The sequence below is a fragment of the Meiothermus hypogaeus genome, from assembly GCF_003574035.1.
Lineage (GTDB): Bacteria > Deinococcota > Deinococci > Deinococcales > Thermaceae > Meiothermus > Meiothermus hypogaeus.
Window position 1 is genome coordinate 39,833 of record NZ_QWKY01000004.1, and the last position, 24,980, is coordinate 64,812.

The window sequence follows — 24,980 nt, forward strand, 5'->3', positions numbered from 1 at the left end:
CGGCCCCCGGGTATGGGGCCTAAGTGCGATAAATTCGGGGCATGTTCAAGGTAGTCCTCTACCAGCCCGAAATCCCGCAAAACGCCGGCAACATTGCCCGTACCTGCGCAGCCACAGGGGCCGCACTGCACCTGGTGCGCCCGCTGGGTTTCCAGTGGAATAGCCCCAAGCTCAGGCGGGCCGGGCTGGATTATTGGCCCGCGCTCGACTACGTTCTGCACGACTCCTGGCAGGCTTTTCTGGGAGCTTTGCCCCAGGGCAGCCGGGTCTGGGCTTTTAGCAGCAAGGTGCCGCGGCTTTACACCGAGGTGCAGTACCGGCCGGGCGATTACCTGCTCTTTGGCCCGGAGAGCCGGGGCTTACCGCCGGAGGTGCTGGGGCGCTTTCCCAGCGTTACCATCCCCATGCCCGGCCAAGGCGGGCGCTCGCTCAACCTGGCCGTAGCGGTGGGGGTGGGGCTTTATGAAGCCCTGCGACAGGTGGGTTTTGGAGCGGAAGCTTAAGGCCCCCGTTCGGCACATCCGCTGCGCAGCCATCGACTACGGACGGTAGAGAGGCTGCTTTCGCTGGCCTTGAGCCTTCGGCTTTGGGCTTTCGGCACCCTCATCTACTTCGCCAGCCGCGTAAGGGCCGCCCGCAAAGCCTCGATGGCCTTCAAAAACTCGGGGATTTCCACATGCTCGTTGGGGGTGTGGTCGAGGGTGGAGTCGCCCGGCCCGTAGGCCACCATGGGCACCTTCCAGTGGGGGGCCACGATGTTCATGTCGGAGGTGCCGGTTTTGTATTTGAACACCGGCTCCCCACCAGCCTGGCGGATGCCCAGCCGCAGGGCACGGGTGAGGGGGGTGTCCTTGGGGCCCACATAGGGCACCTCGCGCCCGGAGAAGTCCAGATCCAGGATGGGCGGGGCATAGGCCGAAAGGTGGCGGATGGCCTCCTCGACCGAAAGCCGGGGGGGCAGGCGCAGGTCAAACTTCATCTCGGCCAGCTGGCGGTTGTCGGGGTGCTCGATTTTGAAGTCGCGCAGGTTGTACTGCACCTGGTTGAAGGGCCCCTGGCCACCGTTCATGGCCTCGGCCCAGGCCTTGATGCTGACAAAGTAGCTGATCAGCTCCTCGGCGGCGTTGGGCTCGTGGTGGGCCGAGTGAAAGCTGTCCTTCTCACGCCGCACCCGCACCAGGAGGCGGCCCTTGTAGCCCAGGGTGATGCCCTGCCAGCTCGAGGGTTCCCCAATCACCACAAAGTCGGGCTTGAGCTTGTCCACCACGTAGCGGGCCCCTTTGGAGCTGGGCACTTCCTCCTCGGTTGCGCCCACCACGTGGATGGTGAGCTTTCGCAAGACCTCTTCAGGAAGCCCGGCGGCGGCCAGCACAAAGGTCACAAAAGGCCCTTTGGCGTCCACCGAACCCCGGCCAAAGAGCTTGTCGCCCTCGAGCCGCACCGGCACCACACCCGGCACGGTGTCGATGTGGCCCAGCAGCACCACTTGCACCGGCCCCGTGCCCACCTGACCCCGGGCGTTGTCGGCCTCGTCTACCCAGGCTTTGGCATAGCCCAGCTTTTTCATACCTTCGGCCAGGTACTGGGCCACCGTGCGTTCCTGCCCCGAGACCGAGGGAATCTCGAGGGCGCCTCTCAGAAAATCAATTGGGTCTAGACTCATACCTGAATGGCCCGCGGCGGGTTCGGGGCCGCATTCCGACAGAATAACATTTTGTGGCATGGTGTTCGCTTACCTCTTGACTTTTCCCAGAATTCCTTAGAATAAAGCTCAGTTTGGCGGATTTGCTTTGTCCAAAAACCCCAAGCCAACCAACGGAGGAAAACCATGCCCCACGTAATTGTTGAACCCTGCATCGGCACCAAGGACAAGTCCTGTGTCGAAGTCTGCCCGGTGGAGTGCATCTACGACGGCGGCGACCAGTTCTACATCCACCCCGACGAGTGCATCGACTGCGGCGCTTGTGTGCCGGCCTGCCCGGTCTCGGCCATATACCCCGAAGAAGATGTGCCCGAGCAGTGGCACGACTACATCGCCAAAAACCGCAAACTCTCGGGCCTCGAGTAAGCCCCTCTTCGCTCGAAAGGCTGCCCTGGGGCGGCCTTTTTTGCGTGATGCCGACGACCTCGAGGCAGTCCAGAGCCTAGCTACCGGCTTCTTTAACGCGCCGTCTTCACGAAAGCTCCTGGCGGGCCGGGTCTGTGGGCGGCTTTGCCTCGAGCCCCACTAACCCGGCAGCCCGCTTTTTATCGCGCCGGATGCGCCACCCCAGGTAGTACACGGCCACTACCCGTAGCAACATCGAGACCAGGATGGGCAGGTGGTAGGGGCTGGGAAAGAGCTTTAACTGGGCGTGCAGGCTGCCCAATACCCCCCCTAAGAGAGAGCCCAGAATGCCCCCCACCGCAAAGGCCATCCAGTACCAGGCCAGATAGAGGTTGCGCTTTTCGGGGGGCGCACTTTGCAGCGCCACGTTGGTGAGGGCGGTGCCGATGCCGCCCCAGGCCACCGCATCGAAGGCGGCGGCGGCCCAGATGGTCTCGAGCCGCCCCGGCCCCCCCAGCAGCCAGAGCGGGGGTAGCACCAGTGCGGCCACGCTGCTGCTCAAGAGCAGCACCTGCCAGTGCCCAATCCGGTCGGCCAGGCGGCCCCACAAGGGGCTCAGCACCAGCCCACAGCTTGCAGCAATTACCGTCCAGAGGCCCACCTGGGTAAAGCTCATGCGGACATGCTCCAGGAAAAGCGGAAACACAAACGGCCCACCCACGCTCACCGCGCCCAAAAACAGCACCACAAAGCCCAGGAACCCCCGAAAGCGCCGGTCGGAAAGGGGCTGGATAAATGCGTCGAAGCGGGGGGGTGCGCTAGTAGTGGGAGGTTCGTACTGCTTTCGCAAAATGAAGGTGGCACTCACGCCTGCCGCTACCCCAAGCCCCAGCACCAGCAAAAACCCCCAGGGCTTGCCCAGCGCATCAATCAGGCTACCCGCCGCCAGGTTGCCCAGGGTGCCGACCAGGCCCAGCACCCCGTTGCGCAAACCGAAGTAGCGCCCCCGCTGTTTTTCTGGCACCAGATCGGCCATCCAGCCCGTCCATAGCACGTTGACGGGGGCGACAGCGAGCTGCGATAGGGCGGCTATCAACAAGAGGCCGGGAATGCGCCAGGGTTCGGGCATGAGCGGTACGAACAGCACCAGCACAAACAGGCCGCGTCCGAAAACCGAGAGGTTGGCGCTCAGGTCCTTGCGGCTGCCCCGAAAAAAAAGGGCCAGGGGGGCGGCCATCTGCCCCACCATGGGCAGCGCACCCAGAATGGCCAGGGCCACCGGGGGCGCCCCCAGCCACAGCGCATAGCCGGTCATGACCACGCCGGTGCTCCAGTTGATGAACAGGATCGCCAGCATGCCCTCCCAGATGGCCAGGTTTTGCGAACGGCGGGGCTCGCCTGCGGGCAGCGTCACGAAAGCCCATTATTGACCGGCGGGTCAGGTTTGGGAAGGGTGGGCTTCTTGAAATCTACATAAATTCCACCGCAGCCCTTTATAGCCTGCCCGCAGACTGTTTTCATGACCGGGTCTACCGATACACTGGAAACGGTGGCACTGGTACTGGTGGTCGAAGACGAACCGGAGATTGCCGAGATCCTCGAGGGCTACCTGCGGCGGGAGGGCTTCCGTACCGAGCGGGCCTCGGATGGCAAACAGGCCCTGAACCTGATTTGGGCGGCCCGGCCCGACCTGGTGCTTCTGGACATCATGCTGCCGGAGATGGATGGCCTCGAGGTGCTGCGCCGCATCCGGAGTAACGGCCATACCCCGGTGATTCTGCTAACCGCCCGTACCGAAGACCTGGACAAGCTGCTGGGCCTGGAACTAGGCGCCGACGACTACATCACCAAGCCTTTCAGCCCCCGCGAGGTGGTGGCCCGGGTCAAGGCGGTGCTGCGCCGAAGTGCGCCCCCCGAAGCAAATAAGTCCATTGTGCGGGTGGGGCCTCTGGAGATTGATAGCGAAAAAGTGCTGGCAAAGCTGGGGGGAGAACGCCTGGAGCTCACCCCCACCGAGTTCCGGCTGCTGGAGACCCTGGCCCGCACCCCGGGCAAGGCTTTTACCCGGGCCGAACTGCTGGAGGCGGCCCTGCCCGAGTCCGATGCTCTGGAGCGAGTGGTGGACGTGCACCTCAAGAACCTGCGCAAGAAGCTCGAGGCCGCCGGGGGCGCTAACCTTCTGGAGACGGTGCGGGGGGTGGGGTATCGGCTGTGGCTCGAGGCCTGAATGGGCACGCCGAAAACCTGAAGCTTATATGCATCTGCTGAATCGCATTGAAGTGCGCCTGAGCCTCCTGATGGCCCTGGTGGCGGTCACCACCAGCCTGCTGACGGTGGCCCTGAATATCCTCCAGCGGGAGCGTACCTTTCGGGAACTGCCGGCCGAGGTGCGGGACTTTCTGCGGCGCAACGAGGGCCGCCCGCCCAGCCTGAGTCTGACCCCTGAGCTGCGGCAGATGTTGGCAGAAGGTCGCGAAATTCGTGTGCGGATGCGGCCTTCCGAGAGCCCCGACAACCCCAATCCGGTCTTCTGGATTACCGCCGACGACCCCAGCGCCCCCGCGGTGCGGCTTCAGGCCCCGCCCCGCCTGCGGCGGCCCAGCCTGGAGGCCCGCTTGCAGCAAAACCTGCTGATTGCTGGCTTGGTGGCTACGGCCCTGGGGGTGTTGGTGGCGCTGGTCTTTGCCCGCCGCATGGCCCGCCCCATCGAGGCCATCTCGGCAGCGGCCAGCCACCTGGCCCAGGGCAACCTCTCGGTGCGGATTCCCGCGCCCCAGGGCGAGGATGAAGTGGCCCGGCTGGCCCGTAACTTTAACCACATGGCCGCCTCGCTCGAGCGCCTCGAGGCCGAGCGGCGGGCCATGATTGCCGATATTGCCCACGAACTGCGCACCCCCCTCACGGTGATGCAGGGCCGTCTGGAGGCCATCCAGGACGGGGTGATGCCTTTGGAGATGGCCGAGATCGACCGCCTGCACTACCAGGCCAGGCTGTTGGCCCGCCTGGTCGAAGACCTGCGCACCCTCTCGTTGGCCGATGCCGGACGGCTCAACCTGCTGCTACAACCGCTAAACCTGGCCGAACAGGCAGGCCGGATGGCCGCAACCTTCCGGGCTGCGCTCGAGGCCAGGCAGGTGCAGCTCGAGCTAGAACTTCCCGACCAGCCCGTACCGGTTCAGGCCGATCCCGACCGGCTGGCCCAGGTCATCGGCAACCTGCTGTCCAATGCCCTGGAGCATACCCCTGCGGGGGGGAAGATTGTTCTTCAGGTGGGGGCCGATACCACCCGGGCCTACCTGCGGGTGCTGGATAGCGGCCCCGGTATCCCCGAAGAGGCCCTGCACAAGGTGTTCGACCGCTTTTACCGGGCCGAAGCCTCGCGCTCGAGGGCCACCGGTGGGAGTGGCCTGGGGCTTTCCATTGTCAAGACCTTGGTAGAACTGCAGGGTGGACAGGTGCGCGCCCAGAACCGCTCCGAAGGAGGGGCCTTGTTCGAGTTGCAGCTACCCCTCAAGCCCGCCTGATCCAGAGCTCGGCCTGGAGGCCCTGGGGACGGTTGGGCAAAAGTACCAGCCGGCCCTGGTGGGCCTGGGCCACCTGGGCCACCACCGAGAGGCCCAACCCATGGCCGGGTACGCGAACCCCCGGGGCCCGGTAAAAGGGCTCGGTGGCCCGCGCCAGCACCTCCGGAGGCATGCCGGGCCCCTCGTCGCGCACCCGCAGGATGACAAAAGCTGGGTCGGGAGCGGGCTCGAGCTCCACCTGCACAGGCGCCCCGGGTGCGTACTTTTGGCTGTTGTTCAACAGGTTTTCCAGCGCCTGGACGAGCAGGAGGGGGTCGCCGGTGAGCCTCAGGGTCTCGGGCCCCCGGTAGGGTACGCTGTTCCGGGCGGCCACCTCCTGGGCCAGCTGGGCTAGGTCCAGACCCACCTTCTGCCCCCGCCCCTCCCGCGCCAGGGTGAGGAGCGACTCGCTCAGGCGGCTCATCCGCTCGACCTCCTCGCGCACTACCGCCAGGGTTTCTTCGGGTGAGGCCAGCCCCTGCTGCTGGGAGTCGAGTTGCAGCCGCATGGCGGTTAGGGGGGTGCGCAACTCGTGGGCGGCGTTGCGGGTGAACTGGGTCTCGCGCTGGCGAAAGGCCGAGAGCCGCTCGAGCATCTGATTGAAGGTCTGGCTAAGCTGCAAAAGCTCTCCGCTGCCCTCGGCGGGCACCCGCAGGCTCAGGTCGCCCGAGTCGGCCACCCGGCGGGTGGCTTCTTGCAGGTGGCGCAGGGGCCGCAAGGCTGGCCCGCTCACCAGCCAGGCCACCCAGGCCCCCAGCAGCGCAACCACCAGCGCGGTGAACAGCACCGTCTGCTGGTAGCCAGCCAGGCTGGCCCGAACCTGGCTGGCCTCGATGGCCCCCTGCAAATAGACCCCTGGCCCCAGGCGCACGCTTTGGTAGAGCCAGTTTTGCTCGAGGCGGGGTTCGGGGTTTTCGCTCGGTGGAATGGCCTCGGGAAAGCTCCCCCACTCCTGCCACACCTGCCCCTCCCGCACCAGCCGGGCGCTGGCCACACCGCCAGCCGGGGCGGGGTTGGGCAGGGGAAGCCGAGGGGCGTTTTCACGCAGGCGCTCCAGGGAGCTGGAGCTCGAAAACCGGGTTTCATCGCGGTCCCGATCCCGCCGGAACATACGGGGGCCTCGGCGGCCTTCCAGCTGATCCACAATGCGGTCCAGGTAGGCGCCCAGCTCGCGCTCGAGGTTGCCCATCTGCAGGCGCTCGAAGCTGGCATAACCCAAGAACCCCTGCACCAGCAGGGCCAGGGCGATGGCCAGGGCGATGAACAGGGCCAGGCGCAGACGCAGGCTCATGGTTCTATCCCCAGCCTGTAGCCCCCCGGCACCGTGCGCACGACCTGGGGGTCTAGCTTATTGCGCAGGTGGTGCACGCACACCTTCACCACCCCCGGGTCGGAGGCCTCCTCGCCCCAGACCAGATCGAGCAGCTCCTCGGGGCTGTACACCCGCCCCGGAAACAGGGCCAGCCGCTCCAGCAGGGCATACTCGCGGGGGCTCAAATCCACCCCCCGCCCGGCCCAGCGCACGCTCCGGTCGGTCAGGTCGAGCTCGAGGGGGCCATGCTGCACCCGGCTTTGCTTGACCTCGCTCATCCGGCGCAGCAAAGCCCGCACCCGGGCCAAAAGCTCCGGCAGGTCGAAGGGCTTGACCACGTAGTCATCGCCGCCTTCATCCAGCCCCATCACCCGGTCGGAAAGGGCATCGCGGGCGGTCATGAACAGGATGGGGCCCTTATACCCGGCGCTGCGGGCCTCTTTGGCCAGGATAAACCCCCCGTCCTCCGACTCCGGCAGGCGCACGTCCAGGATCATCAAATCGGGTTCGGCCTCGGCTAAAAGCGCCCGCGCCATGCTCAGATCCGCTGCATGGCGAACCTGGTGGCCCTGGGCCTCCAGGGCCCGCAGGACCGGGCGGGCAATGTTGGGTTCGTCTTCAACCAGCAAAAGCCGCATGGTTCCAGTCTGCATTGTAGGGGTTATGGGGGGGTTATGGCGGGCTCGAGGCCACTTCGTAGATGCGCCGCCCCACCAACCCCTGTGGGCCTTGCGCCCGACCCCGCTCCACAACCCTTAATCGTCGGTAGCTTTTTGTAACACCTCGGGCAAGACCTCCTGGAGCCCTGCAGAAGGCACTTCTTTGGATGAGAAACCCTCTCAGCAAGCCATAACTGCCCGGTAACCGCCCTGCCGCAAACTTCTTTTCGGGAAAGCAAGAAGGGCTTTCCAGAAGGAGGACGAGTATGAACAAAAGCATGAAAACCCTCTTGGTGGTTTCGAGTCTGGCCCTGGCGGGCGCTTTTGCCCAGCAAACCCCAGCCCCCCAGCCCGCACCGGCCCAGCCCATGCAACGCATGATGTTCCGGGGCCTGGGGGTGGGTAACCTGTACTTTAGTGCAGCGCAGTTTTTGGGTGTGACCCCCGCCGAACTCGCGGTTCTGAGCGGCGGCACCAAGACCCTGGCCCAGCTTGCGACCGAACTCGGCAAAACCCCGGCCGCCCTCGAGGCCGCCCTGGTGACGGCCCGCAACCAGGCCATTGACCAGGCCGTGCAGGCCGGGCGTCTGACCGCCCAGGAGGCCAACACCCTCAAAGCCAGCAGCCAGGCGGTGGCCAAAGCCTTTGCGGCCCAGCCGGTACAACTGCGCATGGGCCTGGCCGGCCGCGACGGACGGGGGCCCAGGGGTTGGTGGCGCTAGACCCTTTGATACCAGATTCGGTTGATTCGTTACCATTCGGTAACGAATCAACCCGACCGAAGGGAGTCCTCTAGGATTCAAAAAGACAACCTATGGGTTTTTTTGGTTTTGTGAACTGTCTTTTTGAATCCGGTATGAGTCGAGGTACACGGCGTGTGGTGGAACCACCGACCACACGCCCTTTGTGTAAAGGAAACCCATGTGGACGATCGATCACCGTGGACGCTGGGATGGCTTTGGCCACTACGGCTGGGGTCTGTTAGACGACCTGCTGTGGATTCTGCTGCTGCTTGGGCTGATTGCGCTGGTGGGGGTGCTGATGGTGCGGTTGTTGCGCGGCCCCACCCCTGGACAAACCCAGCCGACCCCTGACCGGGCCCTGGAGATTGCCCGCGAGCGCTATGCCAAAGGCGAGATAAGCCAAACCGAGTTCGAGACCCTGAAGAAGAACCTGGGTGGCTGATGGAAACGGGCCGGGTGCGGTGCATCCGGGCTTAACCCATTTCACCGCCTTTTGTCGCAAGAATGCGGTACAGGAGACCCCTATGGACAACGATGACAAACCCATCGGAAGAATTTTGAGTCGCCGCGAGGTGCTTTCGGTGCTGGGACTCGGCGGCCTGGCTGGGGTGGGTGCCCTCATCGGGCCCAGGGTTGCTGCGCAAAACACGCCGCTGCCCTCGTGTATCGTGCGCCCGGCCCTCACGGAAGGGCCCTACTTTGTGGATACCCAGTTGAACCGCTCGGACATCCGCTCCGACCCCAGCACGGGCTTGGTAAAACCTGGGGTGCCGCTGGTGTTGCGTTTTGTGGTCTCGAGGGTCTCGAGCGGCGGCTGCACCTTGCTACCGGGCGCGATGGTAGATATCTGGCAGTGCGACGCCCAGGGCATTTACTCCGGTGTACAGGATCGCTTTGCCGATACCCGGGGGCAGAAGTGGCTGCGCGGCCACCAGATCACCGATGCCCAGGGGGTAGCCCAGTTCACCACCATCTACCCCGGCTGGTATCCGGGCCGCACCGTGCACATCCACTTCAAAATCCGCTACCAGAACCGCGATTTCACCTCCCAGCTCTTCTTCGACGATGCCCTGAGCGACCGCATCCTGGCCAACCCACCCTACGCCAAGGCGGGCACCCGCACCCGCAACGCCAACGACGGCATCTATCGCAACGGCGGGAGCCAGTTGCTGCTCAACCCGACCCAGAGCGGGGCCGGGTATGCTGCGACTTTCGATATCGGGCTTAATCTGTAGCTTATACCGGATTCAAAAAGACAGTTTACAAAACCAAAAACACCAGAGGCTGTCTTTTTGAATCCTAGAGCACACCCCTCCCTGTCGGTCGGCGAAGAAAGCGCCTCCCTTCGGTCGGGTTAGTTCGTCACCTTCTGGTGACGAACTAACCGAATCTGGTATTAGCCTTCACCCATTCTTCATAAGGCGTTTGTCAAACCATCACACCGGCTGGAGATACTGCCCCATGTTCGGGAGATTCTATGCCCCTGGCTTTCCACACCTTGCTTAAACCACGCTCCCAACGCTACCGGGCTCGCTATGAGGCGGTGCTGGGCACAGCCCTCGAGCTGCAACTACAGGCCGATGGCCCCCGCCAGGCGCGCGCCGCAGAAACGGCTGTGCTGGCCGAGATTGAGCGCCTCGAGGGTATTTTTAGTAGCTACCTGCCTGCCTCCGAGCTTTCTCGCTGGCAGGCTCGGGGCAGCGCGCGGGTCTCGCCTGAGCTGCGGCATTTGCTGTACGAGGCCGAAAGCTGGAGGGCCCATACCTACGGAGCCTTCAACCCGGCTGCCGCTGCCCTGCAAACCCTGTACGCGCAGAACCCCCAGCCCGGCGAGGCCGAACTCGAGGCTTTGAGGGCTGCCCTTCAGGGCCCCTTGTGGCGCCTTGAGGGCCAGGAAGCCCACAAGATAACTCCCCTGCCCCTGACCTTCAACGCCCTGGCCAAGGGGCTCATCGCCGATCGGGCGGCCCAGGCGGCCTTGCGCGTGGGGGGCCTCGAGGTGCTGCTCAACCTGGGGGGTGACCTGCGACACCTGGGTCAGCAGCGGGTGCGGGTGGCGGTGGCTCATCCCTTTAGCCCTGCCGATAACGCACCACCACTGGCCCGGCTCTGGGTATGCAACCAGGGTGTGGCCACCAGCGGGCCGTCGCAGCGGGGGGTTCACCTGTTCGACCCCCGCACAGGCCAGCCGGCCACCCAGGTGGTGCAGGCCACGGTGGTGGCCCCCAGTGCAGCCACCGCCGATGTGCTTGCCACGGCTTTTTGCGTGCTCGAGCCCATGCTCAGCCTGGCCCTGGCTGAGGTCTTCGGGGTGGGTTGTTTGCTGGTGGAAGCCAGCGGTCAGACCCACAGCAACCCCCGTTTTGAGCAACAACGGATTCACTAACCATCAAGGAGAAACCTATGCAGCGCAGTTTTATCAGCCGTAGAAACTTTATCTATCGCACCACCGGCTTGCTCCTGACCCTGTGGGCCGGTCGCAGTCTGGCCCAGGCCAGGTGGGCCGACATGAAACTGGATATCACCTTCGAGTTTGTGGGGGGCAGTGGACGCTACCGCCCGCCTTATGTAGCGGTCTGGCTCGAGAACGCCCAGGGCCTGCCGGTGCGTACACTGGCGGTCTGGTTTGAGCAGTCCCGCAAGGGGCCGCGCTGGCTCAACGAACTCAGGCGCTGGTACCGCAGTAACGAACTGACCGAGGCCGTCTCGGGCCCGACCCGCAGGCCGGGGCGCTATACCCTGAGCTTCGATGGCAAGGACGACAAGGGCAACCTGGTGAGCCAGGGCGACTACTACGTGTGTGTGGAGCTGGTGCGGGAGCACGGCCCCTACGAGCTCTTCCGTGAAAAAGTCACCCTGGCCCAGACCTCCTTCAACCGCAGCTTTAATCTTGCTGGCGAACTAAAGGAGGTGAGCTTGAGCTATGATCGGCAGGCTTGAAGCCCCCCAGCGCGAACATCTACCCAAGCCCCTGCGAACCAGGGCCTATACGCTGGTACGCTGGTTGCACCTTTATGCATCCATGCTGAGCCTGATGGTGGTAATCTTTTTTGCTGCTACTGGCATCACCCTAAACCACCCCGAGTGGATGTTTGGCACCGCCCAGACCACCCACACCTATAGCGGTACCCTGCCGCAAAACTGGCAGCGGGATGGGCAGGTAGACTGGCTGCAAGCTGCCGAGGCGCTTCGCGCAGCCCATGGCCTAAAAGGTCGAGTCAGCGACACCCGCGCCGACGATCAGGAAGCCTCCATCAGCTTCCGGGGTCCGGCCTATGCCGCCGACGCCTTCATTAATCGGGCCGACGGCAGCTACACCCTGAAGGTGGTGGCCCAGGGGCCGGTGGCGGTGCTCAACGACCTGCACCGGGGGCGCGACACGGGCCGGGCCTGGGCCTGGCTAATTGACCTTTCGGGGGGGTTCTTATTGCTGGTGGCTCTGACCGGCTTTGGGCTCTCGTTCTTTTTTCGCAAGACCCGCGCGGCGGCCCTGACGGTGGCGCTGATTGGAACTGCGGCGATGCTGCTCTTGATGCGGCTGGTGGCCTAAGGTTGGGGGGGCATCCCTCGGGTCTTGCTGGCCGAGAGCGCATAGGTGATAAAACCTGCCAGGGCTGCAAAGCCTGCCCCTGTTCGACCGACCCCCGTCTGGGGGTCGAACGATTCGCAGGCGTAGCCAGCGTCGAGGGGGGCCTGCTCGAGCACCATCAGGGCATCCCCCGCAGGCCGCATCAATCCCGACAAAATCCGGTTGGCCAGGCCAAAGCCCGAGGGAAATGGAAAGTGCGCCGAGCCCTCGCCGGGGAAGCGTCCCTTGTAGTGGTGGGGGTTATCGTCCCCCAGAATCCAGAGCGCGGTGGCCTGCCAGATAGGATCCTGGCGGTTGCAAAAGCCCAGGTGCGGCAGCAAGAGCAGGCTGCCTGCCGGCTCGTCGGAAAAGGTGTAGCGGCCCCCCGGTTCAAAGCTAAACACAAAGCGCCCGTTGCGCTCGGCCTGGCGGTAGAGGGTCTCGCGCAGGGCGCGGGCCTCGTGTTTGAGCATTTCGGGCTCCCGCCAGTAGGGCGAAAGGCGCTCCAGGGCTACCGCCCACAGGGCGTTGTCGTAGGTCAGGTAGGGCTCTGGCACGGGGTCGTCGGTGGGGGAGAGGAAGGTGCGGTAAAGCGAGAGGGAAGGGTGTTTTTCCTGGGCCACACGCTCAAACACCCACTCCAGCGGTTCGCGCAACTCGGCGACGAGTTCGGGGTTGGGGCCGGTAGCTTCCAGGTAGCGGGCCAGCGCTAACGGATAGGCTGCGGCCTGGTCGAGCTCGAAGCCCGGGTACAAAGGCGGCCCGCTCAGATACTGGGCGTGCTCCCCCGGCCAGCGGGCAAAGCGGCGGAAGACCGCCTTGAGCACCTCTTTGGCCCGCTTGCGGTCGGCCTTGAGCAAGGCCGGAAAGAACCACAACAGCCCATCCCGCGCCCAGTAGGCCCCCGAGACATAGTAGTGCGGGCTGCGCGAGGTCAGCAGCACTGGCTCGCCCTCCAGAGTATTGGCCTGGGCGTAGAAGTAGCTGAAAATCAGGTGCCGCCGGTAGACCTCGTAGAGCGGGCCGGTGTAGTTGGTGGAAAGCAGGGCCAGCTTGTGCAGGGTTTTGCGCTGAAGCGTCTCCCAGCCTACCCGGCGCAAGTGCAGGGCAGTGGTGCGGGCGCCGTCGGCCTCGGGGGCCAGCCCCAGGTAGAGCGTGACCGGGCCGGACGCCCACTCGAGCACAAACTGCGGCCCCCAGTCGGCCCGGCTGGGGGTGGTGTCGGCCTGCAAGCCCAGGGCCAGCAGGGTGCGCTCGCTGCGGGCCTCGAGCACATAGCTGCCCGTCCAGGCATCGTGCGAAACACGGAAGGTTGTGTCCAGTTTTTCCTCTCGAAAGCGCCGCAGGCCCAGGTATTCCAGGTTGCCGGCCACTTGAAGGCGCCCTGGGCTGCGGGGCTCCAGGCGCAGGGCCAGCCCCCGCTCACCAAAAGGGGCCAGCAGCGTCGCGGTGAGGTGCTCGTTTTCCCAGACCGGAATCCAGTCCGCCGTGCGCGAGAGCTTCCAGCCCTTCCCCGAGACCTCCAGCAGCGGCTCCCCCACCCAGTCCAAAAGCCCATTCAGTGCAAGGGAGGCCACCCCGATCCGGGTAATCGAAGGGGCGTTGGGGCTGGCCTCGACGTGAATATCCAGGTTGCCCGTGGGCAGGTGCGCGGGCGGGCTTTCCAGGATGGGGGCGGGGGTCATGAGTTCCATAATCGCGCGTTGGAAGGAGCTAGCAAAGGGCCTGCCGTTACTGCTTCTTGAGATTATCGAAGTAAACCCAGATCAGGTACAGCGCCAGCAACACCCCTGCTATGAACACCAGCGTCACCACGGTTCGGAGCCAGGGGCCAAAAGCCACCCCCAGCACCAGCCCCGCAAAAAAGCTGAGCAGGTGGCCCCAGTAGCGTTGCCGGATGAGCCGAAGCAAAGTTGGGTTCATGTCCTCGAGCCTACCACCCAAAACCCAGTGGCACAGGCTCGCATCTCCGATCTGCCGGGAGGCCTTGGGGCTATCCCTTTACCCCCGTCAGCACTACCCCCTCGATAATCTGGCGCTGGAAGAACAGGAATACCAGCAGCACCGGCAGCACCGCTAAGCTGCTGGCCGCCATGATCAGGTTCCAGGCGGTGCCGGCCTCGCTCGAGAACAGCGCCACCCCCACCGGTATGGTGCGCATATCGGCGGTCTGCACCACGATCAGCGGCCACAAAAAGGCGTTCCAGTTGCCCAGGAAGGTAAAAATGCCCAAAGCCGCCAGGGCCGGTCGCACCAGCGGGAAAGCAATGCGCCAGAACACCCCAAACTCACTTAGCCCGTCTATGCGCCCGGCGTCCAGCAGGTCGGTGGGCAGGGTCTCGAAAAACTGCCGCATCAAAAACACCCCAAAAGCGCTAATAACGCCGGGAAACAACAGGCCCCAATAGGTATTGCTCCAGCCGTACTCGGTGCTCATCACATACCAGGGGATAACAAGCATCTCGGTAGGCACCATCAGGGTGGACAGAATCAGCACAAAAATCAGACCCTTGCCGGGAAAGCGCAATTTGGCCAGGGCATAGCCGACCAATGAGTCGAAGAACAACACCGAGAGCGTGGTGATGCCCGCGACAATCAGGCTGTTCAAGAACCAGCGGGGAAACTGGGTTTTGAAGAGCACCTCGCGGTAGTTGTCCAGGGTGGGGGCCTGGGGCCATACCTTGAGCTCGAAAATTTCGGCAAAAGGCTTGAGGGAGGTCAGGAACATCCACACAAACGGAAAAAACATCACCAGGCTGCCCAGAATCAGCAGGGCGTAAATCAAGAAGGTAGACAGGCGCTTCATCAGTACTCCACCCGCCGCGACAACAGCCGCAGTTGCACCAGGGTAATGCTCAGGATGATCACAAACAGCAAAACCGTGATAGCCGCTGCGTAGCCGAGCTCAAACCGGGCAAAGGCCACCTGGTAGATGTAGAGGGCCAGCGTCAAGGTAGAACCGAGCGGCCCGCCCTGGTCGGTAAAGTTCAGGTTCACCACCTGGGTAAAAAGCTGCAAGAAGCCGATGGTGCCAATCACCGCCGAGAAGACCATCACCGGGTTCAAAAGAGGAAAGGTGATGTGGCGGAACAGTTGCCAGTTGCTGGCCCCATCGATGCGAGCGGCCTCGTAGTAGTCGCGTGGGATGTTTTGCAAACCCGCCAAAAAGAGCACCACCTGAAAGCCCAGGTTTTGCCACACTACAATCATGGTCACGGTGGCCAGGGCCTGTGAGGGCTTGGTCAGAAAGGGCTGGGGTGGAATGCCAAACACACTCAAAATCTCGTTGACGATGCCAAAGTTGGGCGAGAGCATCCAGCTAAAGACCCAGGCAATGGCAGCGGCTGGGGTGACGTAGGGGGCAAAATAGATGGCCCGAAACACATCCCGAAACCGGGTCACGGCATTCAGCAGGAGGGCAATACCAAGCCCCAGCAGCAGTTGTAGCGGTACGCCGAGCAGGGTATAGGCCAGCGTGTTTTGCAGGGCTTTGAGCAGGAGGCGGTCCTGGAGCATCTGCTCGTAGTGTTCCAGCCCCACAAAAGGCCGCTTGCTGGGGTCGGCGTGCCAGTCGAACAGCGAGAGCCACAGCGCCTGGAACGCCGGCCAGATGCGGATGAATAAAAAGAAAGCCAGTGGAATGGCCAGAAAGGCAAAGGCCCACAGCGCTTCGCGGGTCGCCAGCGACACCCTTCGTTGGGCGGGTTCAGGTGGTTTCATAAAAAGGCGGGTAAGAGAGAGCTTGTAGCCTGTGGTTTACCCACAAGCTACAAGCCATGGACTTCAGACCATTTACTTCCAGAAGTTGTCCAGCAGCTTTTGCTCTTCGGCAGCTGCGATGCGCCAGGATTCCGCCGGGTCTTTGTTTTCCAGGAGCACGCGGTTAATAGCGTCGGTCATCACCTTGCGCTGCCCGATCTCGTCCACAAACGGGGTGGCTTTGGCATAGGACAGCGAAATGACGAAGGGGCCGTACACCTTATCCAGGGTGAGTTTGGGGTCTTTGATCAGGCTCTTGCGGGCGGGCAGTTCGCCCACCTTCTCGAGCCAGTAGCGCTGGGTCTCCTCGGAGACCAGAAACTCCAGGAACTTGAGCGAGGCGGCCAGTTTGGGCCCGGTAGCCAGGGGGGTCAGGCCGTGCATCCAGAAGGAGCCATAGTTGATTTTGCGCCCCCCGGCTTTCTCCAGGGGCAGCTCGGCCACACCCCAGTTGAACTTGGCCCCATTGCGGATGGTGCCGATGGCGAAAGAGCCATCAATAATCATGCCTACCTTGCCGGCAATGAAAGCATCGCGGTAGGCGTTGTTGCCGGGGAAGAACTGGTTGCCCAGGGTGCCCACGTTGTACTTCTTGAGCCAGTCGGTGTAGAAGGTGAAGGCTTTGAGCCCGGCTGCGTTGTCGTAGAGCACTTTTCGGCCGTCGTCGGAGTAGGGCCGCCCGCCAAATTGCCGGATGAGCACCTCGCGTACGAGGTGGTGATCCTGGCCATCGGGGGCCATGGCATAGCCCAGCTGGGTGAACTTGTTGCCGTCCTTAACGGTCAGTTTGGCCGCCATGCTGAGGAACTCATCCCAGGTTTTTGGGGGGGTCTTGAAGCCGGCGGCATTCAGCAGGTCGCGGTTGTAGAAAAGGGCCAGCGAACGCACCGCGGTGGGCATGCCGTAGAGCTTGCCCCCTACCTTGGCAGCCTGGGCCAGGCTCGAGAACTCGCTATCCAGCACCTTTATATATTCGGCGGGCATGGGTTGCAGGTACCCGGCCTTGACCCAGGTGGGCAGCCAGCCGTAGAACAGGTTGACCACATCGGGCCCCTGGCCGGCCGGAATAGACGAAGCCACTTTTTGCTGGTAGGCGTCGAAGGGAAAGGTCTGGTGCTGAACCTTGATGCCGGGGTTGGCAGCCTCGAACTTTTTGATCAGCTCGTTTACTGCCTCCACTTTGCTCCTGAAGTCGTATTGCCAGTAGGTGATGGTGACCTGACCCTGGGCCAGGGCTGCACCCCACAGGGCAAAAAGGGTTACCAGGACTATTCTCATAGACTTCCTCCTTTGGGATTCGCCTCAAACCTCGATGGGTCGAGATGGATTATAAAACGAAAAACGGTTCTTGTCAGAAGCGGCCCAATGCCCCCCAGAATGCGCGGCCTGCAGGAAGAAGCCAGTCAGGATGTGGGATTTTTGCGTTCCAGGACTATACCAAAGCTATTGCTGGTGCATGCCCGTGGGGAATCAACCTGACGCTTCGCCCATGCGCGGTGGGCTCGAGGTGAACTTCCAGGCTATCCGGAAACACCTCGGGCTTACCCCACTCGATCAGCACCAGGCGGGCCTCGGGCAGGTAGTCCTCCAGACCCAGGTTATAAAGCTCCTCCTGATCGGCCATGCGGTAGGCGTCGATGTGCACCACCAGGCCCTGGGGGGTGGGGTACTCGTGAATCAGGGTGTAGGTGGGGCTGGTCACCTCGCCTTTGAACCCCAGCGCCTCGGCCATGAATTTCACCAGGGTGGTCTTGCCGGCGCCCATGGGCCCCGTGAGCAGTACCAGGGTGCCTTCAGGCAAGGCCTGGGCCAGCCGCCTGGCCATCTGTTGGAGGTCCTCGAGTGAGCTTAGATTCACGTCTCCCTTCGACTTTATACCGGATTCAAAAAGACAGTTTACAAAACCAAAAACCCCATAGGCTGTCTTTTTGAATCCTAGAGCACTCCCTTCGGTCGGGTTGATTCGTTACCGTTCGGTAACGAATCAACCGAATCTGGTATTACTTGTAGCGCACAAGGATTACATTTGTATTGGCGCTTCCCGCCACGATCAGACGATTATCAGGCTGGAATGTCATTGCTGAGGCAACTGCGTCGTAGTTGGTGCTCACCTGTGTCTCGATATAGCCATTAGAGCCAAAGCTTGGGTCGACAGTTCCATTCAAATTGTGTCTGTAGAGTGCAAAAAATTTGGGCGAACTATGGGAAGCTAAGCTGATTAGTTTACCGTCAGACTGCTGAGCCATCAATATGGTGTATTGGTTGTATTGATCTACGTTGCCGCCTGTACCAAACCCAATATCAGGATTGCCATTTGCCTCATAACGTTTTAACCTATCGCCAACCGATGCTATCAGCCGGCCATCGCTCTGACGCATAAGGTACCTTAATAGCCCATTGCCGCTTACCATCCCCTGTCCCCCAAATGAGGTGTCTACTGTTCCGTTGTCAAGTAAGCGTGAAAGGGCAAAACCGAAGGAAGTCCCAAATCTCGCTCCGATTCCCAGAAGTATTTTCCCATCTGGTTGAAGAAGCATGTGCTTGGCTCGGCTGTTGGTAAGAGAAGCAATCTGCTTAATTCCAAAAGAGGCATCCTGGCTTCCATCGGAGTTATAACGCAACAAAACCGGAGTTTCGTAGTTGGGCGCACCTTTGTCGCTGTAGCCTCCTACCAACAACTTGCCACCGGGCAAAAGCAAAAGAGCATACGCCTCATCGCTATAAGGGCCAGGGGAGGCAACCACGATGCCATCGCCATCAAAGCTGGTGTCGAGTTTACCATACTCGTTATAACGAACCAGCGCGATTTCGTAGTAATTCGAGTTTGCCGTGCTCCCGGCTACCACCAGCTTGCCGTCTGGCTGAAGCACCAGCGCGTGGGCCCGATCGCTGTAGTCAGATAGCGAAGTGACCACTGTACCCTCATTGCCAAAAGTGGTATCCAGAGTGCCGTCGGGGTTATAGCGTAGCAGAATAATATCGTCAACGTAGCTGGGGCTGACGACTTTTTCGATATAGCCTGCCACCACAATTTTTCTATCCGGCTGCACGATCAAACTGGTGATCCAGATCTTAGCATTGGCAGAAGTTACAGGGGTGGTTACGATACCTCCATTGCCAAAGGAGGTATCCAGCTCTCCCTTAAAGGATAACTGCGGCCCAGGCGTGCCGCCACCAGGATTGCTCCCGTTGGGGTTTCCACTACCGCCGTTGCAGGCCAACAAAACCAGGGCCAAGAGACTGTAAAGCCCAAAGCGCATGCCCATAAAGGCTCAATCCCCCTTCCGTCGTTTTCTGGCTTTGATTCTAGCAAAAGTGTGCTGCGGCAACGGCCCATTTGCACTATGGTTTTTGTGCGCTGCAAAACTTGGGGAAGCTGTCGAATTCCCAACGATGGGTTTGGTGTCATAATGGCGCGGTTATGGCTTCTGCTCGAACCGCCTCTATATCGTTCATTCTGATTTCGGTACTTATCAACGTGATGGGACTGGGGCTGGTCATACCGGTACTACCCAAGCTTATTGAGACCCTGGCGGGCAGTGTAGAGGCTGGAGCGCGGCTCAACGGTCTGTTTTTTGCGGTGTATGCGGTGATGCAGTTTGCCTTTGGCCCCATTCTGGGCATGCTCTCCGACCGCTACGGGCGGCGCCCAGTGTTGCTGGCCTCGCTGGTGGGCACCGGCATCGATTATCTGATTGCGGCCCTGACGCAGTCTATCTGGGTGCTGTTTTTGGCTCGAGTCATCGCCGGGGTTCTGGGCGCTAGCCTATCCACCGCCAACGCCTACATTGCCGATATTTCCAGGCCCGAAGAGCGGGCCCGCAACTTTGGCCTGATTGGGGCCACCTTTGGGATGGGCTTTGTGCTGGGGCCGGTAGTGGGCGGGCTGCTGGGCAACATAGACCTGCGCCTGCCCTTCTACTTTGCCGCGGGTCTGGCTTTTCTCAACTTTCTGTACGGCTACTTTGTGCTGCCCGAGTCGCTCAGGCCGGAAAACCGCAGCACCCAGGCTAAATCGCTCAATCCCTTCACGGCCCTCTCGATTCTGGGCAAGACCCCCATTTTGCGCGGCCTGACCTTTAGCCTTACGCTCATCTTCCTGGCATTTGGGGCCTTGCAAAGCGTGTGGGTACTGTACACGGCCTACAAGTTCGACTGGAAGCCCTTAGAGGTGGGCTTTTCGCTGTTTCTGGTGGGCCTGGGCGGTGTGATTGTGCAGGCCGGGCTGGTTCGGCCTATAGTGGCCCGACTGGGCGAGCGACGGGCGCTTACCCTAGCCCAGAGCGTGGGCTTTTTCTCCTTCACCCTGTATGGTCTGGCTACCCAGGGCTGGATGATGTACGCCACTATTGCCCTGGCCGCCCTCAGCAACCTGGGCCAGCCCTTGATCCAGTCCTTCCTGACCCGCGAGGTCTCGCCGAAAGAACAAGGAACCCTACAAGGGGCCCTCTCTGGGCTGCAAAGCCTTACGCTGGCCGCAGGCGGGTTGCTGGGTGGGGTTCTGCTTTCCTGGGTTGCGAAACCCGGCCTTCCGCCCTGGCTCCTCGGGCTTCCCTTCTTTGTGGGGGCTTTGCTCTATGCGACGGCTGCGGCCAATACCGCCCGGCTGTTTCTTGGCCTTCGCAAGGGCTAGCGTCGGCGGGCCAGGGCCTGCCGGAGGGCCTCTGCATCGGATGGGCTGTAGCCAAATAGGGTGATTTCCAGGGTGTCGGGGGCGTCCTGTAGCTCGTCTAGCATCGCTTCGATCACTTCGTTTAGCGCTAATCCGCCCACACCGGTTCCCAGCAGGGGAAAAGCCACCCTGCGCAAGTTATGCTCGAGCGCCAGGCGAACCGCAGCCCGCGTTGCACTTCGAACGGTTTGCAGGCTGGCGGGCTGGTCGCCCAAGACGGCTGCATGAATCACAAAGCGCACCGGCAGCGCTCCGGCGCCGGTGAGGGCCGCTTCACCAACCCGAATGGGCCCGTGCCTGTCGCATTCTTCCTGGATGCGGGGGCCGCCTTTGCGCCGGATGGCCCCTGCGACCCCAGCGCCCAGGATCAGGTGATTGTTGGCGGCATTCACGATGGCGTCGCCCACAAACTCAGTGATGTCGCCTTGGGCAATGTGAATTCGGGCCATGTGGTTAGTGTAGCCTTGGGGGCCTTATACCTGGTAGCGCACGTAGGGGTTCTCGTGGGGCGGGCCGTCGGAAACCCACAGCTCGAGGGTGCCCAGGTTCATGATGACCGAAACGATGGTGCGATAGGGTTCACCCAGCGCGTATTCTTCGGGGCTGGCGGTGCGGCAGACCGCATAAGGAGCACCCTCTCGGTCGGATAGGGCCGCCTGAAGCTCCTTTAGGCCGGGCTTGTTGACCTCGCGCAACCGCAGGTCGAGGCGTTCGGCCCGGTGGTGCGAGCGGTCGAGCCACTCGATGGGCGGCACCTCGATGCCAAAGCGCTCGGGGGCCAGGTAGTGGTTGGCGTGTACCAGCTGGCGTTCGTCCTCCCACAGGGCGACGCCGCTGGGCGAAACCTCTATGTCCAGGGCCTTTCCCCCCTGGCCAATCAGAAAGTTGCCCGAAGCTGTGCGGGGGTTTTCGACAATGGCAGTTTTGGCATCATCAAGCGTTTTTTGCCGCAGGGCCTGATAGGTTCGCAGGTGGAAAGGCTTGCCCAGCCCGGCCCAGTGGTCGCCCTTAGAGACCAGGCCGTTGATGCAAAGCCCCAGCCCGTGGGCGTTAAGGCCAATCTTGCCGCCAAAGATGCCCGCCTCGGTAAAGGCCAGCACCCTTGTACCGTCGGGCTCGGTGATGTGTTGCAGCGCCCCCTGCACCCCCTCCATCCAGTCCCAGTTTTGGCCCATCCAGAGGTGGCCGTCGGCGCTGTGGGCCGGCAGGAGGGCAAATGCGGTACAGCCGTTGGGGGCCTCGTGACCGAACTGGTGATAGACAATCTCGTAGCGCACGTTGAGGGTGGCGATGTCCACCAGGGGCTGGCCAGACCCCGCCGCAATGCCTTCGATGCCCTGGGCATAGGCCGGACTTTGCTGCCGGATGGCCTCTAGGTATCGCGCCCCCCGTTCGCGGGCCTCGCGGGGGGGGAGCTTGCACTCGACCTCGAAACGCTGGAAGTAGACCTCCAGGTTGTGGGCAATCCGGTCGGCCAGGGCAGTGCCTTGCTTCAGGCCTTGATCGTAGGGGGAACCCGAAAGTTGAAGATAGGGCAGCATATGCAGTCATTATGTGCCCGGTTGGCTCAGGTTTAGCACAAACCCCGGCCCCCCGTTCCACAAGCAGTGATCTACGTTGAAGCACAGGCCGTCGTTGTACTCGAGCGGGTAGAGCACCATCTGGGGGGCATAGCCAATCAGGCTGTAGATGGGGGTGTGGCCGTGGATCAAGCGGCTTGCGCCGAGTTGCCCCAGGAATTCTTCGGTCAGGGCAATGCCCCCGTTCAGGAACGAGAACCTGCTGGCAAACTGCTCGGCCAGCGCGTCCCAGGCCTCAACGCTATCCGAGCGCAGAATATCGCGCAGGCTCTGGTTGATCTGCTCCAGGCTATCGCCGTACTCCAGGTAGAACAAACTATCGGCGTGCATCAGCAGGGTGCCCTCGACCCGGGCCAGGGCCGGGCGGTTTTGCAGCCATTTGATATGGCTCTCGTTCAAGCGCTCGAAATCGGGCTCTTTGCCGCCCACCCGCTGCCAGATTTCGTAAAAGGTCATGCGCTGCCCCTGGCGCTTGAAGCTGGGAATTTCGACCTGGGTAAAGTGGTGTGCGGCCAGCAGCATCAGGTCGTGGTTGCCCAAGAGGGCATGTACAGCCCCGCCGGCAGCGGCAGCTTCGCGCTCGAGGCGCATCAAGAGCTCTATCACGCCAATGCCATTGGGGCCCCGGTCGGTATAGTCGCCCAAAAACCAGAGCTGGGCCTCCCCGCCCGTCCACTGTAGCTCCTCCCCCAAAAACCCCTCGCGTTGCAAGAGCCGGATGAGGGCTTGCAGGCAGCCGTGAATGTCGCCGACAACGTAATGCACCGCCGGACAGTGTATCATCCGGGGCATGAAAGTGCCGCTTGGCCAGCTTTTTTGGGCGTTTTTGCAGGTAGGCCTGGTGGCTTTTGGGGGTGGGGGCAACGCCCAGCTCTACCAGGCCCTGGTGCTCAGGCGGGCCTGGATGGCCGAGCGGGAGTTTCTGGAAACCACCGCACTGTGCCGCATTCTGCCGGGGCCTGTCTTTGCAAACACCGCGGCCCACCTGGGCATGCGCCTGGGGGGCGTGGTGGGGGGTGCGCTGGCCCTGTTGGGCGTGCTAACCCCTGGGGCCCTGCTGATGCTCCTCCTGAGCTTCGCTTATTTCCGCTTTGGTGCAGTGCCGGGCTCGCTGGCCGAGAGTGCTCTGAACGGGGTGGCGGCTGCGGCCATCGGGCTGATTCTGGCCACCATGCTGCGCCAGGCCCCCATTGCGCTGGACTCGCGCAAGGCAGTTTTGCTGGCCCTGGGGGTTTTTGTTACCTATGGCCTGCTGCACTGGCCGTTGCTTCTGGTGCTGCTCATGTTTGTGCCGGTGGGCATGGCCCTCTACTGGCAGGAGGCCGCCGAAACCTGGCCGGGCTCGGAGGTGGAGCCCCGTGGCTGAGGTGATAGAGGTCTTCCTGGCGTTTTTGCGCTTTGGGGTGCTGAGCTTTGGTGGGGGCATGGCCAACCTGCCGGAGATGGCGCGGGTCATCATCGGCAACGGCTGGGTCACGGGCCAGCAGTTTGCCGATGGTTTTGCCCTGGGGCAGTTTGTACCGGGGCCCAACATGCTGGCGGTGCTGTTTTACGGCCTGAGCGCCGCCGGTGTGCCGGGAGCCCTGGCGGCTCTGCTGGGCATGTTTCTGCCCGGCGCGCTGGGGGCCATGTGGCTGGTAAAAGGCTGGGCGTGGATGGCCCGGGCCCGCTGGAGCCGCGCCCTGCGCAAAGCCCTGGTGCCCATCAGCATGGGCCTTAGCGCCAGCATGGTGCTGGTGCTTGTGCAGCTTGGGGTGGACGGGCTAGGCTGGTTTGCGCTGCTGGCCGCGGCCACCTTGCTGATTTACCGGGGGGTAAATGTGGTCTGGGTGATTGGCGGGGGTGCAGCGCTGGGGCTGTTGGCAGCGCTTTTGCCGCTCAGGTAGCCCACTCCACCGCCACCAGGCTCGATTGGGCCAAAGCCCACCGACCTATGAATTTTTTGGTTTTGTAAACTGTCCTTTTGAATCCGGTATGGGGTAGCACCGGGCTGTCGGGCCAGACGGCATTACGAACCCTGGCCAGCTCGAGGTAATCGGTGGGAGTGAAGGGGCCAATGGTCAGGCTAATGCTCCTTCCTTGGCACTTAGAGCTTCTTCCTTCAACGTCAGCACATAGTCTGCCCAGATCGGCTGCTTTACAAAGCCCAGCGCTTCGTTGATGGAAAGCATGGCGTGGTTGTTCGACTCGTTGCCGGTGCGAATCTCCCTGGCTCCGTAGGCCTGGGCAAAGCGGATGCCCAGCAGTTTTAGAGCCAGGGCCAGCCCCTTGCGTCGGTAGGCCCGGCGGGTGCCAGTGAGGCCGGTGTGCAGGTAGTCGCCGTCGGTTTTCCAGAGGGTGGAGAGGGCTACGTACTGGCCGGTGTGCTGGTCTACGGCCACGAAATGCCCTTCCGGCAGGTAGTAGCGGCTCTCGAACACCCACTTGCAATAGTCCTCGAAGCTTACCCCGCTGATGGCCTCGGGGCGCGGTACGTCCAGGCGGGCCTCGAGCCAGAGGTCGTAGAGCTTTTGCTTGTAGTCCGGGTCGCTCTCGAGTTCCTTCATGCTCCGAAGCTCGAAACCTGCGGCTTCTACAGCCTCGATCTTGCCCGCCCAGAGGCGAAAGTCGAAGCGCTTTACATCCAGCCGCGATTCCCAGTATTTCATCTTCTCCACAAAGCCCAGTTTTTGTAGCCAGAGGCTGGCGTCGGGTTGATCCTCGCGGGTGCTGCTCAGGATCGAGATGGGGTCGTAGGGCTCAATCGCTTCCATGATCCGCCGATACAGCGCTTTGCCGATGCCCTGGCTGCGGAAAGCTGGCTTCACCGTGATCCAGGCCGCGAACTTTTGCGGGTGGTACATGCCTTCGAACTGTGTGTACTCGCCCACCCCCACAATCTGCTGGTCAACCTCCGCTACGAAGCGCCCCCACCGGATCTCAGGGGCGTGCTTATCGTGCTCGCGCAGCCCGGCTTCGGTGTGCACTTCGTCGGGCCAGGCTGCGGCCAGCACCTCGGCAATGGCGGGATAGTCGCGCTCCTCAAAAGGTCGAATGTTCAGGTTCGGTACCATATGCTGCTCCTGGTGCTAAGCTAA

Annotated in this window: 28 protein-coding genes; 13 read left to right on the top strand and 15 right to left on the bottom strand. The window is 62.4% G+C overall.

All coding sequences use genetic code 11. The annotated features are described in order from the left end of the window. Nucleotides 1-41: 41 nt before the first annotated feature. On the top strand, nucleotides 42-503 hold the full coding sequence (locus tag Mhypo_RS01765) for a tRNA (cytidine(34)-2'-O)-methyltransferase (protein WP_119339643.1): 462 nt from the start codon (nucleotides 42-44) through the stop codon (nucleotides 501-503). Between the two features lie 104 nt (nucleotides 504-607). On the opposite strand, the gene Mhypo_RS01770 is transcribed toward Mhypo_RS01765, so the two are convergent. After that, on the bottom strand, nucleotides 608-1,663 hold the full coding sequence (locus Mhypo_RS01770) for a [LysW]-lysine hydrolase (protein WP_119339644.1): 1,056 nt from the start codon (nucleotides 1,661-1,663) through the stop codon (nucleotides 608-610). A gap of 165 nt (nucleotides 1,664-1,828) precedes the next feature. Here Mhypo_RS01770 and Mhypo_RS01775 point away from each other — a divergent pair, with 165 nt between their 5' ends. Next, nucleotides 1,829-2,068 (top strand): ferredoxin, encoded by a 240-nt coding sequence (locus Mhypo_RS01775; RefSeq protein WP_119339645.1) that lies wholly within the window; start codon nucleotides 1,829-1,831, stop codon nucleotides 2,066-2,068. A gap of 106 nt (nucleotides 2,069-2,174) precedes the next feature. Here Mhypo_RS01775 and Mhypo_RS01780 read toward each other — a convergent pair whose 3' ends face one another. Beyond that, on the bottom strand, nucleotides 2,175-3,461 hold the full coding sequence (locus Mhypo_RS01780; protein ID WP_119339646.1) for an MFS transporter: 1,287 nt from the start codon (nucleotides 3,459-3,461) through the stop codon (nucleotides 2,175-2,177). Nucleotides 3,462-3,566: 105 nt separating this feature from the next. Here Mhypo_RS01780 and Mhypo_RS01785 point away from each other — a divergent pair, with 105 nt between their 5' ends. Both Mhypo_RS01785 and Mhypo_RS01790 read left to right on the top strand, forming a co-directional pair. Further along, a complete protein-coding gene (locus tag Mhypo_RS01785; RefSeq protein ID WP_119339647.1) occupies nucleotides 3,567-4,274 on the top strand; it encodes a response regulator transcription factor in 708 nt (235 codons plus the stop codon). Between the two features lie 28 nt (nucleotides 4,275-4,302). Further along, nucleotides 4,303-5,571, top strand: coding sequence for a sensor histidine kinase (locus Mhypo_RS01790; protein ID WP_119339648.1), 1,269 nt, complete (start codon nucleotides 4,303-4,305; stop codon nucleotides 5,569-5,571). On the opposite strand, the gene Mhypo_RS01795 is transcribed toward Mhypo_RS01790, so the two are convergent. Beyond that, nucleotides 5,558-6,901, bottom strand: a complete 1,344-nt coding sequence (locus tag Mhypo_RS01795; protein WP_119339649.1) for a sensor histidine kinase — start codon at nucleotides 6,899-6,901, stop codon at nucleotides 5,558-5,560. The genes Mhypo_RS01790 and Mhypo_RS01795 overlap by 14 nt on opposite strands. Next, a complete protein-coding gene (locus Mhypo_RS01800) occupies nucleotides 6,898-7,560 on the bottom strand; it encodes a response regulator transcription factor (RefSeq protein ID WP_119339698.1) in 663 nt (220 codons plus the stop codon). The genes Mhypo_RS01795 and Mhypo_RS01800 overlap by 4 nt, the downstream gene beginning before the upstream one ends. A 287-nt stretch (nucleotides 7,561-7,847) precedes the next feature. Between Mhypo_RS01800 and Mhypo_RS01805 the strand changes: the two genes are divergently transcribed. The 6 genes from Mhypo_RS01805 (at nucleotide 7,848) to Mhypo_RS01830 (ending at nucleotide 11,874) form a co-directional block, all read left to right on the top strand. Then, nucleotides 7,848-8,303, top strand: a complete 456-nt coding sequence (locus tag Mhypo_RS01805; protein ID WP_119339650.1) for a hypothetical protein — start codon at nucleotides 7,848-7,850, stop codon at nucleotides 8,301-8,303. Nucleotides 8,304-8,502: 199 nt separating this feature from the next. Further along, nucleotides 8,503-8,766, top strand: coding sequence for an SHOCT domain-containing protein (locus Mhypo_RS01810; RefSeq protein ID WP_119339651.1), 264 nt, complete (start codon nucleotides 8,503-8,505; stop codon nucleotides 8,764-8,766). Nucleotides 8,767-8,848: 82 nt separating this feature from the next. Beyond that, on the top strand, nucleotides 8,849-9,559 hold the full coding sequence (locus Mhypo_RS01815; protein WP_119339652.1) for an intradiol ring-cleavage dioxygenase: 711 nt from the start codon (nucleotides 8,849-8,851) through the stop codon (nucleotides 9,557-9,559). A 242-nt stretch (nucleotides 9,560-9,801) separates the two neighbouring features. Continuing rightward, complete coding sequence (locus tag Mhypo_RS01820; protein ID WP_119339653.1) at nucleotides 9,802-10,710, top strand: FAD:protein FMN transferase; 909 nt, start codon at nucleotides 9,802-9,804, stop codon at nucleotides 10,708-10,710. Between the two features lie 17 nt (nucleotides 10,711-10,727). Then, nucleotides 10,728-11,264, top strand: a complete 537-nt coding sequence (locus tag Mhypo_RS01825) for a DUF2271 domain-containing protein (RefSeq protein ID WP_119339654.1) — start codon at nucleotides 10,728-10,730, stop codon at nucleotides 11,262-11,264. Next, nucleotides 11,248-11,874, top strand: coding sequence for a PepSY-associated TM helix domain-containing protein (locus Mhypo_RS01830; protein WP_119339655.1), 627 nt, complete (start codon nucleotides 11,248-11,250; stop codon nucleotides 11,872-11,874). The genes Mhypo_RS01825 and Mhypo_RS01830 overlap by 17 nt, the downstream gene beginning before the upstream one ends. Here the strand turns inward: Mhypo_RS01830 and Mhypo_RS01835 are convergent. The 7 genes from Mhypo_RS01835 to Mhypo_RS01865 all read right to left on the bottom strand — a co-directional run bounded on the left by Mhypo_RS01835 (nucleotide 11,871) and on the right by Mhypo_RS01865 (nucleotide 18,917). After that, nucleotides 11,871-13,586, bottom strand: a complete 1,716-nt coding sequence (locus Mhypo_RS01835) for a glycoside hydrolase family 125 protein (RefSeq protein WP_119339656.1) — start codon at nucleotides 13,584-13,586, stop codon at nucleotides 11,871-11,873. The genes Mhypo_RS01830 and Mhypo_RS01835 overlap by 4 nt on opposite strands. Before the next feature lie 37 nt (nucleotides 13,587-13,623). Next, nucleotides 13,624-13,815 (bottom strand): hypothetical protein, encoded by a 192-nt coding sequence (locus Mhypo_RS01840; protein WP_119339657.1) that lies wholly within the window; start codon nucleotides 13,813-13,815, stop codon nucleotides 13,624-13,626. Between the two features lie 70 nt (nucleotides 13,816-13,885). Further along, nucleotides 13,886-14,698 (bottom strand): carbohydrate ABC transporter permease, encoded by an 813-nt coding sequence (locus tag Mhypo_RS01845; RefSeq protein WP_119339658.1) that lies wholly within the window; start codon nucleotides 14,696-14,698, stop codon nucleotides 13,886-13,888. Continuing rightward, nucleotides 14,698-15,612 (bottom strand): carbohydrate ABC transporter permease, encoded by a 915-nt coding sequence (locus Mhypo_RS01850; RefSeq protein WP_119339659.1) that lies wholly within the window; start codon nucleotides 15,610-15,612, stop codon nucleotides 14,698-14,700. Before Mhypo_RS01850 ends, Mhypo_RS01845 begins: the two co-directional genes overlap by 1 nt. Before the next feature lie 72 nt (nucleotides 15,613-15,684). Continuing rightward, on the bottom strand, nucleotides 15,685-16,929 hold the full coding sequence (locus tag Mhypo_RS01855) for an extracellular solute-binding protein (protein ID WP_119339660.1): 1,245 nt from the start codon (nucleotides 16,927-16,929) through the stop codon (nucleotides 15,685-15,687). A 154-nt stretch (nucleotides 16,930-17,083) separates the two neighbouring features. Further along, nucleotides 17,084-17,509 (bottom strand): tRNA (adenosine(37)-N6)-threonylcarbamoyltransferase complex ATPase subunit type 1 TsaE, encoded by a 426-nt coding sequence (gene tsaE / locus Mhypo_RS01860; RefSeq protein WP_119339661.1) that lies wholly within the window; start codon nucleotides 17,507-17,509, stop codon nucleotides 17,084-17,086. Nucleotides 17,510-17,651: 142 nt separating this feature from the next. Continuing rightward, nucleotides 17,652-18,917 (bottom strand): delta-60 repeat domain-containing protein, encoded by a 1,266-nt coding sequence (locus Mhypo_RS01865; RefSeq protein ID WP_119339662.1) that lies wholly within the window; start codon nucleotides 18,915-18,917, stop codon nucleotides 17,652-17,654. A 155-nt stretch (nucleotides 18,918-19,072) separates the two neighbouring features. Between Mhypo_RS01865 and Mhypo_RS01870 the strand changes: the two genes are divergently transcribed. Beyond that, a complete protein-coding gene (locus tag Mhypo_RS01870; protein WP_119339663.1) occupies nucleotides 19,073-20,284 on the top strand; it encodes a TCR/Tet family MFS transporter in 1,212 nt (403 codons plus the stop codon). Here the strand turns inward: Mhypo_RS01870 and Mhypo_RS01875 are convergent. Genes Mhypo_RS01875 through Mhypo_RS01885 form a run of 3 tightly spaced genes read right to left on the bottom strand, consistent with a single transcriptional unit; the run spans nucleotide 20,281 to nucleotide 22,668 of the window. Beyond that, complete coding sequence (locus Mhypo_RS01875) at nucleotides 20,281-20,772, bottom strand: macro domain-containing protein (RefSeq protein ID WP_119339664.1); 492 nt, start codon at nucleotides 20,770-20,772, stop codon at nucleotides 20,281-20,283. The genes Mhypo_RS01870 and Mhypo_RS01875 overlap by 4 nt on opposite strands. A 24-nt stretch (nucleotides 20,773-20,796) precedes the next feature. After that, nucleotides 20,797-21,864, bottom strand: coding sequence for a C45 family autoproteolytic acyltransferase/hydrolase (locus Mhypo_RS01880; protein ID WP_119339665.1), 1,068 nt, complete (start codon nucleotides 21,862-21,864; stop codon nucleotides 20,797-20,799). Between the two features lie 9 nt (nucleotides 21,865-21,873). Beyond that, nucleotides 21,874-22,668 (bottom strand): metallophosphoesterase family protein, encoded by a 795-nt coding sequence (locus Mhypo_RS01885; RefSeq protein WP_240637075.1) that lies wholly within the window; start codon nucleotides 22,666-22,668, stop codon nucleotides 21,874-21,876. Between the two features lie 25 nt (nucleotides 22,669-22,693). Between Mhypo_RS01885 and Mhypo_RS01890 the strand changes: the two genes are divergently transcribed. Then, nucleotides 22,694-23,269: a chromate transporter gene (locus Mhypo_RS01890; RefSeq protein ID WP_119339666.1), complete on the top strand. Its 576-nt coding sequence runs from the start codon at nucleotides 22,694-22,696 to the stop codon at nucleotides 23,267-23,269. Beyond that, entirely contained in the window at nucleotides 23,262-23,789 is a 528-nt protein-coding gene (locus Mhypo_RS01895; protein WP_119339667.1) for a chromate transporter, read from the top strand. Before Mhypo_RS01890 ends, Mhypo_RS01895 begins: the two co-directional genes overlap by 8 nt. 174 nt (nucleotides 23,790-23,963) lie before the next feature. On the opposite strand, the gene Mhypo_RS01900 is transcribed toward Mhypo_RS01895, so the two are convergent. Continuing rightward, nucleotides 23,964-24,956: a GNAT family N-acetyltransferase gene (locus tag Mhypo_RS01900; RefSeq protein ID WP_119339668.1), complete on the bottom strand. Its 993-nt coding sequence runs from the start codon at nucleotides 24,954-24,956 to the stop codon at nucleotides 23,964-23,966. Between the last annotated feature and the right edge of the window lie 24 nt (nucleotides 24,957-24,980).